The sequence below is a fragment of the Bacteroides sp. 43_46 genome, assembly GCF_001915455.1.
GTDB classification, from domain to species: Bacteria; Bacteroidota; Bacteroidia; order Bacteroidales; family Bacteroidaceae; genus Bacteroides; species Bacteroides caccae.
The window spans coordinates 1-14012 of record NZ_MNQN01000112.1; the positions used below are offsets into that span (position 1 = coordinate 1).

At 40.1% G+C, this 14012-nt stretch carries 11 protein-coding genes; 7 read left to right on the forward strand and 4 right to left on the reverse strand.

The genetic code is table 11. The features are described from left to right. Positions 1-264: 264 nt before the first annotated feature. Positions 265-738, reverse strand: coding sequence for a 23S rRNA (pseudouridine(1915)-N(3))-methyltransferase RlmH (gene rlmH / locus BHV72_RS10940; protein WP_005678559.1), 474 nt, complete (start codon positions 736-738; stop codon positions 265-267). A gap of 127 nt (positions 739-865) precedes the next feature. Here rlmH and BHV72_RS10945 point away from each other — a divergent pair, with 127 nt between their 5' ends. The 7 genes from BHV72_RS10945 to BHV72_RS10975 all read left to right on the forward strand — a co-directional run bounded on the left by BHV72_RS10945 (position 866) and on the right by BHV72_RS10975 (position 6332). Beyond that, a complete protein-coding gene (locus BHV72_RS10945) occupies positions 866-1258 on the forward strand; it encodes a DUF4783 domain-containing protein (RefSeq protein ID WP_005678560.1) in 393 nt (130 codons plus the stop codon). Next, positions 1251-2099, forward strand: a complete 849-nt coding sequence (gene nadC / locus BHV72_RS10950; protein ID WP_005678561.1) for a carboxylating nicotinate-nucleotide diphosphorylase — start codon at positions 1251-1253, stop codon at positions 2097-2099. Before BHV72_RS10945 ends, nadC begins: the two co-directional genes overlap by 8 nt. Positions 2100-2348: 249 nt before the next feature. After that, positions 2349-2900, forward strand: coding sequence for an RNA polymerase sigma factor (locus tag BHV72_RS10955; RefSeq protein WP_055171863.1), 552 nt, complete (start codon positions 2349-2351; stop codon positions 2898-2900). Continuing rightward, positions 2884-3936 carry a putative outer membrane beta-barrel protein gene (locus tag BHV72_RS10960; RefSeq protein WP_286855936.1) on the forward strand — a complete coding sequence of 351 codons (1053 nt, stop codon included), beginning with the start codon at positions 2884-2886 and terminating at the stop codon, positions 3934-3936. The genes BHV72_RS10955 and BHV72_RS10960 overlap by 17 nt, the downstream gene beginning before the upstream one ends. Positions 3937-3948: 12 nt before the next feature. Then, positions 3949-4470, forward strand: a complete 522-nt coding sequence (locus tag BHV72_RS10965; protein WP_005678564.1) for a DUF4943 family protein — start codon at positions 3949-3951, stop codon at positions 4468-4470. A 39-nt stretch (positions 4471-4509) separates the two neighbouring features. After that, positions 4510-5226: a DUF4858 domain-containing protein gene (locus tag BHV72_RS10970; protein WP_055256072.1), complete on the forward strand. Its 717-nt coding sequence runs from the start codon at positions 4510-4512 to the stop codon at positions 5224-5226. 170 nt (positions 5227-5396) lie between these two features. Next, complete coding sequence (locus BHV72_RS10975; protein WP_122264070.1) at positions 5397-6332, forward strand: NAD(P)H-dependent flavin oxidoreductase; 936 nt, start codon at positions 5397-5399, stop codon at positions 6330-6332. 248 nt (positions 6333-6580) lie between these two features. On the opposite strand, the gene BHV72_RS10980 is transcribed toward BHV72_RS10975, so the two are convergent. From BHV72_RS10980 to BHV72_RS10990, 3 genes are read right to left on the reverse strand one after another with little or no spacing between them, the layout of a single operon-like run. Beyond that, the gene (locus tag BHV72_RS10980; protein WP_122264069.1) at positions 6581-7912 is read right to left on the reverse strand and encodes a RagB/SusD family nutrient uptake outer membrane protein; all 1332 of its coding nucleotides are present in this window, start codon (positions 7910-7912) and stop codon (positions 6581-6583) included. A 12-nt stretch (positions 7913-7924) separates the two neighbouring features. Beyond that, positions 7925-11233, reverse strand: a complete 3309-nt coding sequence (locus BHV72_RS10985) for a SusC/RagA family TonB-linked outer membrane protein (protein WP_122295453.1) — start codon at positions 11231-11233, stop codon at positions 7925-7927. A gap of 33 nt (positions 11234-11266) precedes the next feature. Beyond that, positions 11267-13897 carry a zinc-dependent metalloprotease gene (locus tag BHV72_RS10990; protein ID WP_122264067.1) on the reverse strand — a complete coding sequence of 877 codons (2631 nt, stop codon included), beginning with the start codon at positions 13895-13897 and terminating at the stop codon, positions 11267-11269. Positions 13898-14012 lie beyond the last annotated feature (115 nt).

Below are 14012 nucleotides of genomic sequence, written 5' to 3' on the forward strand. Positions count from 1 at the left end.
ACATGTAATAAGTTCTGCAAGAACTAAATAAACTAACTACTTCTTCCATATATAACAAATACATACTAAATTACTCATTCCCTCATATTTACAAACTATATGATATTCGGCAAATGTCTCTCTTTGGGAATAATTATTGTTGAGTAGAGCGCAGTTTCATATTATCTTAGCTCAGTATTTTAAACCATGAATATTCCTGTATGTATACAGGAAAATCATGAAAGAGGGTAGTACTTCATTCCTCTGTGATTTGTTCGTTAAGTATTACTCATGATGATACGGTCCGCCATTCAGTATCGTCATTGCCCGATAAATCTGCTCCACGAATATTAATCGGATCATCTGATGCGAAAAAGTCATTTTCGACATTGAAATTTTTTCGTTTGCTGCTTGATATACCTTTTCTGAAAATCCATAAGGGCCTCCGATAATGAAAACTAGCCGCTTGTTGACTGTGTTCATTTTTCGTTTCATATAATCGGCAAATTCGAGAGAACGCATCTCTTTTCCATGTTCATCAAGTAATACGATTACGTCTCCCGGTTGGAGTGATTTCAATATCAGTTCTCCTTCTTTTTCTTTCTGCACTTCCATTGAAAGGCTTTTTGTGTTTTTTAGTTCGGGGATTACTTCCATATCAAAAGTAATATAGCGTTTGGTGCGCTGAATATAGTCATTAATGGCAGTTATATAGTGTTGTTCTACGGTTCGTCCAACGACGAGCAGGATTGTTTTCATACGTCTGTTATTCTGATTAATGCACAAAAATAGGCATTTTTTATGTTATTCTGCAATTAATGATTACCTTTGCCTATCATTAGTTGAAAGTTTAAGGCTTTAAACTTCAACTTTAAAGCTTGTATTTATGAAAAAACGAGTGCTTGTAGGAATGACCGCTTTGCTTCTTTCTATCTCGTTGCTTATGGCGCAAGAGATACCGGCAGGAGTGATTACGGCATTTAAAAGAGGAAGTTCGCAAGAGCTGAGTAAGTATATGGGGGGCAAGGTAAACTTGGTGCTCCAGGGTCGCTCGACAAACGTTGACAAGCAGAAAGCAACAGCTATGATGCAAGATTTCTTTACGGAGAATAAAGTCAGCGGATTTAACGTAAATCATCAGGGAAAACGGGATGAATCGAGTTTCATTATTGGTACATTGGCTACTACCAGAGGAAACTTCCGTGTAAACTGCTTCCTGAAGAAAGTGGAGAATCAATATTTAATACATCAAATAAGAATTGACAAAATCAATGAATAAGGAAAAAGAACTGATCGACAAGCTGATCGATCTTGCTTTTGCAGAAGATATAGGGGATGGGGATCATACCACCCTTTCATGTATTCCCGCTACTGCTATGGGAAAATCAAAATTGCTTATCAAAGAGGCCGGTGTGCTGGCAGGTATAGAAGTAGCCAAAGAAATTTTCAATCGTTTCGATCCTACGATGAAAGTCGAGGTATTTATCAACGATGGAACGGAAGTGGAACCGGGTGATGTGGCAATGTTGGTAGAAGGAAAAGTGCAGTCACTACTTCAGACTGAACGCCTGATGCTGAACGTGATGCAACGTATGAGTGGTATAGCGACAATGACCCGCAAATACGCTAAGAAATTGGAAGGTACCCGTACTCATGTGTTAGATACGCGTAAGACAACTCCCGGAATGCGTATCCTCGAAAAAATGGCAGTAAAGATTGGCGGTGGTGTAAATCATCGTATCGGACTTTTCGACATGATTCTCCTGAAAGATAATCACGTGGATTTTGCCGGAGGTATTGATAAAGCTATTACCCGTGCCAAAGAATATTGTAAAGAAAAGGGCAAAGATCTGAAAATCGAAATTGAAGTTCGGAACTTTGATGAACTGCAACAAGTTCTCGACTTGGGTGGTGTGGACCGTATTATGTTTGATAACTTCACTCCTGAAATGACGAAAAAGGCAGTAGAGATGGTAGCAGGTAAATATGAGACCGAATCTTCTGGCGGTATTACTTTTGATACTCTTCGAGACTATGCCGAATGTGGCGTAGACTTTATTTCGGTAGGAGCTTTGACTCATTCGGTGAAAGGGCTGGATATGAGTTTCAAGGCATGCTGATTATAAGCGGTAAACGATAAACAGTAAACGGTGAACGATAAACAGTCAATGGTGAATACTTTGCAGCACGGTAGTGTATAGTGCTGTTCATTGTTTACCGTTTATCGTTCACCTTTTCTTTTTCTCCATTTATTATTTATCGTCTCTTTAACTTCTTTTAGCAATATTCATTGCAGCATTCCTCAAATTCTTGCGTCTAATGGACAAACGACGCAGACATACGTTCGATTTTTAAAAAAGGTAATTGACTTGGAAAACGAGATAGAACTGATAAAGGGCTGTCGGGCAGGAAAGGATTCAGCCCGGAAGGAACTTTACACCCTCTATTCCAAACAGATGCTGGCGGTATGTTTCCGCTATACGGGCGATATGGATGCAGCGCACGATGTATTGCATGATGGTTTCATTAAGATTTTTACCAACTTCTCGTTTCGGGGCGAATCTTCGCTTAGCACATGGATTACCCGGGTAATGGTCACCCAGTCGCTCGATTATTTGCGGCGTGAGAAACGAGTCAGTCAGTTGGTGGTGCATGAAGATGAGCTTCCCGACATACCTGATATATCGGACTCGGGAGGAGGGGCTGGAATCTCAGAGGAACAATTAATGGCTTTTATTGCCGAATTACCGGATGGATGCCGAACCGTTTTCAACCTTTATGTGTTTGAAGAGAAGTCACACAAGGAGATAGCCAAGATGCTTCATATTAAAGAGCACTCGTCTACTTCGCAGTTACACCGGGCCAAGTATTTATTAGCAAAAAGAATTAAAGAGTATAGAAATCATGAAGAAAGAAAATGATGAAATAACCGATCTGTTTCGCACTCGTCTCGCTGATGCCGGGATGAATGTCCGGGACGGCTTCTGGGAAGAACTCTCACAGGAGATTCCTGTGGCTTGCCAGCAACGTCGTCGGTTACTACTCTTCCGTGTAGCAGCTGCGGCATCTGTGTTGCTTGTCTTGGCGGCTTCATCGGCTACCTTCTTATATCTTTCTCCAAAAGAGGAAATGGAAGAAGCATTTACCAAGATAGCCGTGGCGAACGGAGGGCAGTTGGACGGAGATGGAATACGTGTCAATCAACTACCGTTGCCGGTAGAACCAGTGTTGCCGAAACCGGCTCCTAAATCTTATGGAATGTTGTCTCAATACACAGAAGAAGATTCGCTTTCCATTACCTTCTCTATGTCGTTCTCTTTCTCGGCTACGACTTCCACCGGAAATGGAAACCGATATGGAAACCAAGGCCATAATGGCTATTGGCAGGCAACGAATGGTAATACGGAATCATCGGATTCGCGAAAAGAACAATATGAAACGGGCGAATCAGCAGTCCGGAAGATCTCTACAAAGAAAAACCGCTGGGCGATGAAAGCCCAAGTTGGTACGGCACTTCCAGCAGAGGATGGCGTCTATAAAATGCCGGTTTCTGTAGGTGTAACCGTAGAACGGAAATTAAATGATTATCTGGGTATTGAAACCGGATTGCTTTATTCAAATCTCCGCTCGGCAGGGCAGCATTTACATTATCTTGGTATTCCCGTCAAAATTAACGTGACATTGTTGGATACAAAAAAAGTTGACCTTTACGCTACAGTAGGAGGAATTATAGATAAATGCATTGCCGGTGCACCGGACAACAGTTTCAAAGAAGAACCTGTCCAATTGGCTGTGACCGCTGGTATTGGAATTAATTATAAGATAAATGATCGCCTCGCGCTTTTTGCCGAACCGGGTGTTTCTCATCATTTCAAAACTGATTCGAAACTAGCTACGGTACGCACGAAACGGCCGACTAATTTTAATTTGCTTTGCGGACTTCGCATGACGTATTAATCCTTGAAGAAAATGAAAAAAACACTTGTAATGCTGTTGGCTATTTGCCTGATTGTATCCTTTACTGGGTGCGGCAGCGAAGAAATGGATTATAACAATCCGGATGTTACCCTTTTTGTGAAGCAATTGAAGACGGGTACGTATAAGATGAAGAATGACAAAGGAGTGGTGGAGGTCCCTCATTTTACGGAAGAGGATATTCCCGAACTTCTGAACTATGCGGAAGATCTGACTATTATTCCTTCTTTCCCGTCGGTTTATAATATGAATAATGGTAAAATCCGTTTAGGTGAGTGTATGCTTTGGGTGATTGAATCTATTCGTCAAGGTACACCTCCGTCGTTGGGTTGCAAAATGGTGTTGGCTAATGCCGAGAATTATGAAGCACTCTATTTCCTGACAGACGAAGAAGTACTTGATGCTGCCGCTTGCTACCGTCGTTGGTGGGAAGAAAGACAATACCCGAAGACGCGGTGGACGATTGACCCGTGTTACGATGAACCGCTTTGTGGTACAGGGTATCGCTGGTGGTAAAAAAGAGGAGAATCTTCGGGAAATAAAAAAACAATAAAAATGAGGAAACGTTTATTTATATCGGCAGTATCACTGCTGCTGACAGTGGTATGCTATGCCCAGTGGTCTGTACAGGATTCACTCAAATTGCAGAAGCTATTGGAGAGCAGTGAGGAGTTGAAGCTGAATCCGAAAGCAGTTAGGCAGATTGATTTCGGCAGTGCGGTGGGTACTCCCCGGATGTCGGAGGAGAAAAGCTGGATGCTGCCTGACGAATCGCTTCCCGAAGCATTGCCTAAACCAAAAGTAGTTCTTTCTTTGATGCCATATAAGGCTAATACCCGTTTTAATTGGGATCCGGTTTATCAAAAAAAGATAAGGGTGGATAAGAATACATGGCGGGGAGATCCTTTCTATGAGATTCGACACCAAAGATCGTATACCAACTGGGCACGGAATCCGATGGCAAAAGGTATACGGAAGTCTTTAGAGGAAATACAGGCGAGCGGAGTACGGTTCCGTCAGTTAAGTGAACGTGCCAATGGGATGATGGTGAATTCGGTGGTGACGGATAGTCCTATTCCTTTGTTTGGTGGTAGCGGAGTGTATATCAATGGAGGAACTATTGGAGGACTTGATCTGATGGCTGTCTTTACAAAGAACTTCTGGGATAAGAAAGGAAGAGATCGTCGTGAACGTACGCTGGAAGTTTTGAGAGCTTATGGGGATTCTACCACGGTGTTGATTAATAAACCTATTGAACAGATTATCCGTTGAGGGTGTTTATATAAATGTGCTAATGTCGCGATACGACAATATACTGACTAGGGAACGTTTGTAATTGAATAATTTATATATTTGTATATTGTTGTATTAGCGCATTAGTAATTTAGCTGGTTATTCTAGCCGGTATATTAGTAAATTAGCACATTGATAAATTATTAATTATGAATAGAATTACTTCTCTTCTGGGGATTCAATACCCTATTGTTCAAGGTGGAATGGTATGGTGCAGTGGTTGGAGGCTTGCTTCCGCAGTGAGTAACGCTGGTGGTTTGGGACTGATTGGTGCAGGTTCTATGCATCCGGAGATTTTACGCGAGCATATTCGCAAATGCCGTGTAGCTACAGAGTTTCCTTTTGGTGTGAACATTCCTTTGATGTATCCGCAGATAGAAGAAATCATGAATATTGTGGTAGAAGAGGGAGTGAAGATTATTTTTACTTCTGCCGGGAATCCGAAAACATGGACAGGATGGTTGAAAGAGCGTGGAATTACGGTTGTTCATATCGTTTCTTCTTCCCGTTTTGCTGTGAAGTGTGAGGAGGCCGGGGTAGATGCAGTGGTAGCGGAAGGTTTCGAAGCCGGCGGACATAACGGGCGTGAGGAAACTACTACTTTTTGTTTGATTCCTGCTGTACGTGAAGCAACGACTTTACCTTTGATTGCAGCAGGAGGTATCGCTACGGGAGAAGGAATACTGGCTGCTATGGTATTAGGGGCTGAAGGTGTTCAGATAGGAACTCGTTTTGCATTGACTGATGAGAGTTCTGCAAGTCCGCTATTCAAGGAATATTGTTTGAGTCTGGGTGAGGGGGATACTAAGTTGCTGTTGAAAAAATTAGCTCCGACTCGTCTTGTGAAAAATAGTTTCCGGGAAGCTGTAGAGAAGGCCGAAGATAGTGGAGCTTCCATGGAAGAATTAAGAGCTTTATTGGGACGGGGGCGTGCCAAAAAAGGCATCTTTGAAGGAGATCTTGAAGAAGGAGAACTGGAAATAGGACAAGTATCGTCGATAATTTCCCGTCAGCAGCCTGTGGCGGAGGTCATGAAAGAATTAGTGGAAGCTTGTCAACGGGCAGCGAAAAAAGATTATTTGTAGTTTAATGAGGTTGTGCCGGCATTTTGAAGTGCACCCCAAAAGTTAGACACAACCTCATGTTTTAGAACAGAATGTCGTCTGCGTTGAGATGAATAAGTAGTGCATAGAGTGGTTGTTTATAGACATTCATTGTCCTGTTTTTGATTTTCATGCTTTTTCCATAGAGACCCACTCGTGTTATGTTATTATTAAAGGGTTCTGCAAGATCATATCTGAAAGGAAGTACTTTCTTGTCTTAGTCTTGATTATTAATGCTGTAATTCTGGATTAGCATCAATAGCAGCCTGTGGAATACGCAATGTATAGCGTGCATCGTCTTTCTCTAAAATATACGTTTTACCATCGATAACTTTTTCGATGCGTGGGCGGGTAGTGCGTCGTAAATCAAACCAACGATGACCTTCGAAAGCGAGTTCTTTAGTACGTTCTTCTTGAATTTCAGCAAGAAGCGCTTCTTGGGACATTACTTCTATTTCATTTTTTTTCAGTGTATAACCTTCCGGGGTATATCGGTTTTCTATAAGCTTTAATAATCGACCACGAGCCTCCGAGAGCTTATTTAAGTGAGCAGCGGCTTCTGCTGCATTCAGATAAATTTCTCCCGTGCGGAAAGAACATGAGAATTGCGTAGAACCGCATTTTAGAACAGGAAAATTACCATTTTTGTCTGCTACGTCAAAGTATTTGTTAGGGCGTAAATCATTTCTGTCATATTTTTCTTTCAGCATAGGTGTGGCTCTAAATGCTTTATCGACATCTTTACATACATATTCATAGGCTGTGATGACCTCTGTTGATTGAAAATCATTGGGAATTTTAGAATTCTCTTTATTAAAATCTTCTAATGATGATTTTTGTGATAAGACCTTTTCTGCACTATTATAAGTTTCTTGCCATTTTCCCATATATAAATATACGCGTGATTCCATAGCATCTACCGATATAGTTGAAAAACGATATGAGTATTGTTTCTCCCACTCTTTGCAATGGATCAATTTACGAGCTGATTCAATATCATTTAAAATCGCTGTATATACTTCACTAACAGTATTACGGGACGGAGTTTTTTCCAAATCAATATCTAACTTTATTGGAATTGCTTTAGTTTCCGGAGCTCCATCTTTTGTATATGGTTGTCCGTAAAGATTCACTAATAGAAAATGCATATATCCTCTAAGTAGATATGCTTCTCCTACAAGTTGATCGATGTCTTCCTGAGTTCCTTCTGTTATTTTATCTCTATTATCTATTATGGCGTTGGCATAATAGATAATGCTATAATAATTGCTCCAAGCAAATTCACGTGTACCGGGAATAGGATTAGAGTCGTTCCATTTCTCAATTTCCGAATAATAGTTTTGATCATATTCATTATCTCTGATTGTCACCTCATCGGTACGAAATTCAGTAACTCCTCTGTCGAAGAGAGGCTGGGAATATGCTTCTGTTAGCAATGCCCGATATTCTGATAGAGTATTTGGAATTACTTTTCCTATAGGTTGGATATCTAAAAAACTGTCACAGGAAGTTATTAATAGGCTTCCCAATAATGCAAAAGTAATATATAATTTCTTAGTCATGCTTATTCTTTTTTAGAAGTTTAGGCTTAAATTGAATGTCACTGATTTTGCAATGGGAGTTGCATACAGATTTCCCATTGATTCAGGGTCCAGATAATTCTTGTAGCTGGAACCGAATACAAATAAGTTACGTGCCTCTACAGCGACGGTTGCTCCGTTGATGTTTATTCTGTTTAGTAACTTTGAAGGAATCTGGTAAGCTAAACGTATATTTTGCAAACGTATATAATTTAACTTTTTGACCCAAATATCTAAGGAGTTGTAAATACGTGGTTGATCAAACAACAAACTATATTCTGCAGGATTAGAAGCAGCTGTCAATATGGCGGGGAATTTTCCGTTTTTGTTTTCAGGAGTCCATCTATCCAGAATATCCCGATTGGTATTGCGGCTCGCATCAAATTTTGTCAGACTGTAAGAAGGTGTTGTTTTTACATAAGCCCCAAAATTATAGGAGAAGTTCAAGTTCAATTCCCAACTCTTATAATTAAAGGTATTCATAAATCCTCCGGTATATGGAGCGTCGGATGTTCCTATATAGCTATAGAATTCTCTTTCTTCAAGAGTTGATACTTGAGGAGTATAGATTCCGATTCCCCATTCGTCTATTGCTACTTTATATAAATCTTCAAGAAACATGCTTTTTCCGTTCTTTGCCTTTACGCGAATACGTCCGGTTTCAGAATCAATGCCATCAGTCTTCAAAGCAAAAATAGCTCCGACAGGATAACCTTCAAGACTGGGAGTTTCTTGTGAATCCGGAGTATTAATTTTCAGTACTTTATTTTGGTTATATGCAAAATTGAATGTTGTGTACCATGAAAATTTTTTGGTGGTAATATTGCGTGTTTGCAGATTTATTTCTACTCCTTTATTCTCCATGCTGGCCCAATTAATCGTCATTGTTTCAAATCCGTTTTCTAACGGCAGAAGTTTTTTCCCAATCAGGTCCGTTCCTTTTCTATAGTAATAGTCTACACTTAAATTGATTGCCTGGTTTAATACGGAGAAATCTAATCCAAGGTTATATGAAGCAGTTTTTTCCCAACGTAATTTGCTGTTGGGAGCACCTTCTATTTGGATAGTTTGTTCTTCGTCATATCCGGGTAAGAGTCCTACATTGTCATAGGATCCTACTAGGAATGGTGAAGTAGTTTTATCGATATTTCCTTGCAGACCGTAAGAAAGACGAATTGCCAGGTTATCAATCCATTTGTATCGTTGTATAAAAGGTTCATTGGAGGCGCGCCACATACCACTAATTGAATAAATTGGTAAATAGCGATATTTCTTATCTACTCCGAAAAGGTCAGAGCCATCCATACGTACACTTCCCCCTATCGTATAGCGGCTCATGAATGAATATGAACCTGTAGTATAGAAGGACGCAAAAGCATTTTCTTGATAAGTTTTAGTATGTAGTTTATATTTCTCTGCATCCTTGTCATTTCTGATATTCAGTGGCTTTGTTGTCAATGTTTTGGGATCATAACCATATCCGGCTGTAAATTGAGTGTTATACCAGTTCTTTCTTATTTCAGAACCTGCCATTATTTGAATATCATGGATATCATTGAATGTATTTTTGTATTCTCCTTGTACTTTCCATGTAATTTGAGAAGTCGTAGCATTATTTACAGTATGCATTCCTCCTTTGGGAACAATGTATTGATTTTCGTCATAGCTACTATCTTCGCGTATGTTACGCATATTGAATGTATTTTCTCCTACATATTGTTCCTGAGAAGATTGATCCCATTGAATACCAACTTGAGAACTGAGTTTCCATTGATCGTTAAAACGTAGTTCTGTGTCGAAGATTGAATTGAATGAAGAAATGATTGTTTCATTATCTGTATTTTCTCGTTCTTCAAAGATATTAAATCCACGTTTTAAGTCAGGTTCATCTCCAGGGAGGATATCATAATCATATTGGTAGTTGTGCTCTGCATCATACGGATAAAAATAGGGATTGGCCGTACGAGAGTAGAATACAGGATTGGAATAACCATACTTATCAGATACAAAGTTTTGATTCTTTCGTCTGTTGGCGAAAATAGAGACACCAATTTTTAATATTTTGTTGATTTGATAAGAAGTCTTACTTGTCAGATTGAAACGTGTCATACTAACTCCCGGTACATTACCATTTTCTTTGGAGTAGCCTAATGAGTTGTAATACGTTGTTTTCTCTGTGCCTCCTGAAATACTTATATTGTATTCTTGTGTGAAAGCATCTCTAAATAATATATCATTCCAATCAGTCTGCATCGTTTTTAATTGATTGATAGCATTCTGAGCTTCGGGGGATAATCCCTCCCAACCATTTTGCAGATATTGATTCATTAAATTGTATTTATTCAAAATGGTTGCAACGCCACCTTTGTTGGGATATATGCTTTGATTGTTTTTTAATAATTGTAGTTCTAGATCTACTTTTTCTTGTGAATTTAACAAATTCAGACGGGAAGTGTCTAGATTAGGAGTATAAGTTAATTTCGTGTTGAAATTAATGATTGGTTTTCCTGTTCTTCCACGTTTGGTTGTAACTACGATGACACCATTAGCAGCACGTGCGCCATAAATTGCAGTAGCGGCAGCGTCTTTCAAGATAGTGATACTTTCTATGTCATTTGGACTTAATCCTGCAATAGATGATTGTTGCATATTGACGATATCATTATCTGTTGCATCATCTAATTTAGGAATATCTGTTCCTTCTAAGGGCATACCGTCTAATACCCATAACGGGTCCTGGGTTCCATTTAAAGAAGCCGTTCCCCGAATACGGATACGTGCCGGAGCTCCTGGTGCACCTGAAGTTGTTGTGACGGCTACGCCGGCGATTTGTCCGGTTAGTGCTTGGTCGATACTTTTATTCGCTCCGATCATGGCATCAGATAATTCTACCTTTGCAATAGCTGCCGTTAATTTTCGACGTTCTAATGTCTGGTATCCCGTTACTACCACATCCGCCAGAGCATGTGCCGAAGGTTGTAGTACAATACGGTAGTTTTTTTTATTTCCTTGCAATATAATCGCTTGTTCTTCGAACCCAATATAGCTGCAATGAATACGAGTCACTTTTTCCGGAACGGAAATAGAAAACTTACCGTCAATATCAGTGATAGTACCCAAAGAGGTTTGTGATACTCCGGCTTTTTTCAGATCATCGGCGTGAACATATACAGAAGCACCAATTAGAGGTTCATTGTCTTCACCAGAAATGACAACACCAGTTATCGTGTGGTTGGTAGCACTGGCAAAAACCAGTGCATTCACAAATAAGCATATAATAATGCACAAAAATTTGATTCTCATTAATTGTAAGATAGTTTAATTAACAGGTTTGTTTTACTTGATTCCCAAAGCGGTATTAATACGTAAAATCATATCTTCATAATGATAACGTGTAGCGGTATCGGAAGTCCCCAGACGATTTTGCAATAACTTCTTGATACGCAATAATTCACCACGTTTTACAGAAATGGCATCTGAAATGCGGTTAAGTTGACTTCCGTAAAAATTGAGTACACGTGGAGCACCCATGCGGTCTTCTTGACGAAGTGCACGTTGTTCGGCAGCATAGCAGCTACAGAAAGGAGTGGTATGGTCAAGCAAAAAATGTTCGTTGGCGATCTTCTTGTTGATTTTTACAGCTTCGGGCTCTGCGGCAGCGGTAAGTAATGCATCCAGAAAGTTTTTCTGCAAAGAGCGTTCCATAACGTTAGGGATACCTCCGCGTTCAGTAATACCGAAAATATTTTTGTGGAGTCCGTTCATTAGTTCAACTACCGTGAATGCTTTCTTACCGTTGACGGATTCATTCTCAATCATACGCATTAGGCGGGTATTGCCTAGTAAATCCCAAAGAATATAGGCTTGTGCATTCTTAAGGATTTGAGTGGGTGCATTTTCTTGCTTTCCGATCGGAGTGTTGCGGAGCAGATAAGTATATTGCCCGACTTCCGTATCAAATAACCATTTAGGATATGTCAGGACTTCATCCATTAGGAATTTCAGGGCTGCCTGTTGCTTTTCTTTTTCAACAAATGTGTAGGTTTTCACTCCGTCGCCTACTATGGTGTTTTCAATATAAATACCGCCGATATTGGCAAGTACATGATATAGATAATTGTTCCATTGGTTGATGACGGCATAGTAGAGGCGTGACGCTTCTTCATAAGTCTGTCCCTTTTCTCCGGTAGTAGTCCACTGAAGAATTTGCGGAACGATACGTTTCAAGTTAGCAATGCCAAGTTGTGACGAACGAACCGGGTCGTCTCCCAAATCTTCGTTCTGGGCACGCGGGTCTACGGCGTCACGTACATCTTGTGCCTCACTATATTTGTAAAGACGGTCTGTATGTTTACTCAAGAAATCGAAAAGAATATCCTTTTCTTCTTCCGGAGTATTCTTGCCATACCAGCGATATCCATATTCGATAGCAAACATATCATAAGGACCGATATGCGGGGACAGTACTTTTACACCGTCTCCCGGTTGGGCGATATAATTGAAACGCGCATAATCCATAATAGACGAAGCAGTCGAATTCATTCGGGAAGTGAATGCCGCAGAACGCAATGAGTCTGTTGGGAATGCCCATGAACCCATCATGTTGTGACGTAATCCTAGTGAGTGACCTACCTCATGGCAAGCAACAAAACGAATGGCATCCCCCATTAACGAATCAGGTAATTGTACGCTGCGAGCTTCCGGACAAACAGTTCCTGTCTGAACAGTAATCCATTCACGTACCATAGAAAGTACATTGTGCCACCACATGATATCTGCTTCCAGAATTTCTCCCGAACGAGGGTCGAGTAGGGAAGGTCCCATTGCGTTTTTCTTTTCTGATGCAGCATAAGTCAGTACCGAGTAATTGACGTCATCCATGTCTACATGCATACTGTCTGTGATTTCTTTAGCGATAATTGCATTTTTGAAACCGGCTTTTTCGAAAGCAGTCTGCCAGTCTTCTATTCCTTTCTTTATGTATGACCGCCATTGATAAGGAGTCGAATTATCGATGTAGAACACAATTGGCTTAATAGGTTCTACTGTCTGACCTTTTAGATATGCTTCCCGGTCTTCTGGTTTGGGTTCCATACGCCAACGGGTAATATATTGTTTCTTATCCGTTCCTTGTTGTGCGTCACTGAAACTTAATAACGGATTGGTGAAGTAGCCGACTTTCTGATTGTCGAAACGTCCTGTCATCGGTTTTTCCGGTAATAAAAGAATAGAGGAACTAACTTCCACCGTCACATATACGCTTGTCGTTCCTTCTGTCACTTTAGTGGTCAGCTCAGAAGTTGCTACAACGTTGTTAGGGAAAGATTTGATCGACAAAATACGTGATAAGTTCTTGATAGCGGAAGTCCCTAAATTAATGTTTGTAAAAACATTATTGATACTGGTTTCCGTACCATCGTAAATATCATTCACTTTGATCACCAATGCAGTGGAGTCCTGATTGATAGCTTCTATTTTGAAAGCGGCAATCAGTGGCGAGATAAAATTGTCCTTTACCGAACGGAAGATAGCGTCCGTTTGAGGAGCCAGTGGTAATGGGCGTTGTTGGCGAAACATCAGTTTGCCGGTTGCCTTGTCCCATTCCATACTAACCATTTGGTTCTCGTAGTTCACTCCGCGGTTCACTCCTGCGTCATTCAGTTCGGCAGGTACCCGTTGCAGTTTATTGACAATTAATAAATCACGCCCTAAAAGTGATGTAGGAATTTCAAAATAATAATCGTTCTTTTTTTGATGAACAGCAAACATTCCTTTGGTAATTTTGCTACCTTCCACAAGCTTTTCGTAGTCGCTTTTGGTTTTCTCCTCTTGCTCTGGTTTCTTCTTTCTCTTTTTAAACCAACTCTGATTTTCTGTAGCAGGGATAGTTGCAGATGTTGAGTGTGTTTCTCCACTCATCAATATACATGCAATGACCGCTGCCATTACCTTTACATACATTCTCATTGAGTCCTTTTATGTTTAATTATTATTAAAATCGGGCACAAAAGTACTAATATAAATAACATAATTGCTACAGATTTGCAATGAATATAATAATAAAAAGGATTATTAACTAGTA

Bases quoted from the DNA above. Each gene is read 5' to 3' on its own strand.
- BHV72_RS10945 (WP_005678560.1), top strand. From the start codon at position 866: ATGAAAAAACGAGTGCTTGTAGGAATGACCGCTTTGCTTCTTTCTATC.
- rlmH (WP_005678559.1), bottom strand. From the start codon at position 738: ATGAAAACAATCCTGCTCGTCGTTGGACGAACCGTAGAACAACACTAT.
- BHV72_RS10960 (WP_286855936.1), top strand. From the start codon at position 2,884: ATGAAGAAAGAAAATGATGAAATAACCGATCTGTTTCGCACTCGTCTC.
- nadC (WP_005678561.1), top strand. From the start codon at position 1,251: ATGAATAAGGAAAAAGAACTGATCGACAAGCTGATCGATCTTGCTTTT.
- BHV72_RS10985 (WP_122295453.1), bottom strand. From the start codon at position 11,233: ATGAGAATCAAATTTTTGTGCATTATTATATGCTTATTTGTGAATGCA.
- BHV72_RS10975 (WP_122264070.1), top strand. From the start codon at position 5,397: ATGAATAGAATTACTTCTCTTCTGGGGATTCAATACCCTATTGTTCAA.
- BHV72_RS10980 (WP_122264069.1), bottom strand. From the start codon at position 7,912: ATGACTAAGAAATTATATATTACTTTTGCATTATTGGGAAGCCTATTA.
- BHV72_RS10965 (WP_005678564.1), top strand. From the start codon at position 3,949: ATGAAAAAAACACTTGTAATGCTGTTGGCTATTTGCCTGATTGTATCC.
- BHV72_RS10990 (WP_122264067.1), bottom strand. From the start codon at position 13,897: ATGAGAATGTATGTAAAGGTAATGGCAGCGGTCATTGCATGTATATTG.
- BHV72_RS10970 (WP_055256072.1), top strand. From the start codon at position 4,510: ATGAGGAAACGTTTATTTATATCGGCAGTATCACTGCTGCTGACAGTG.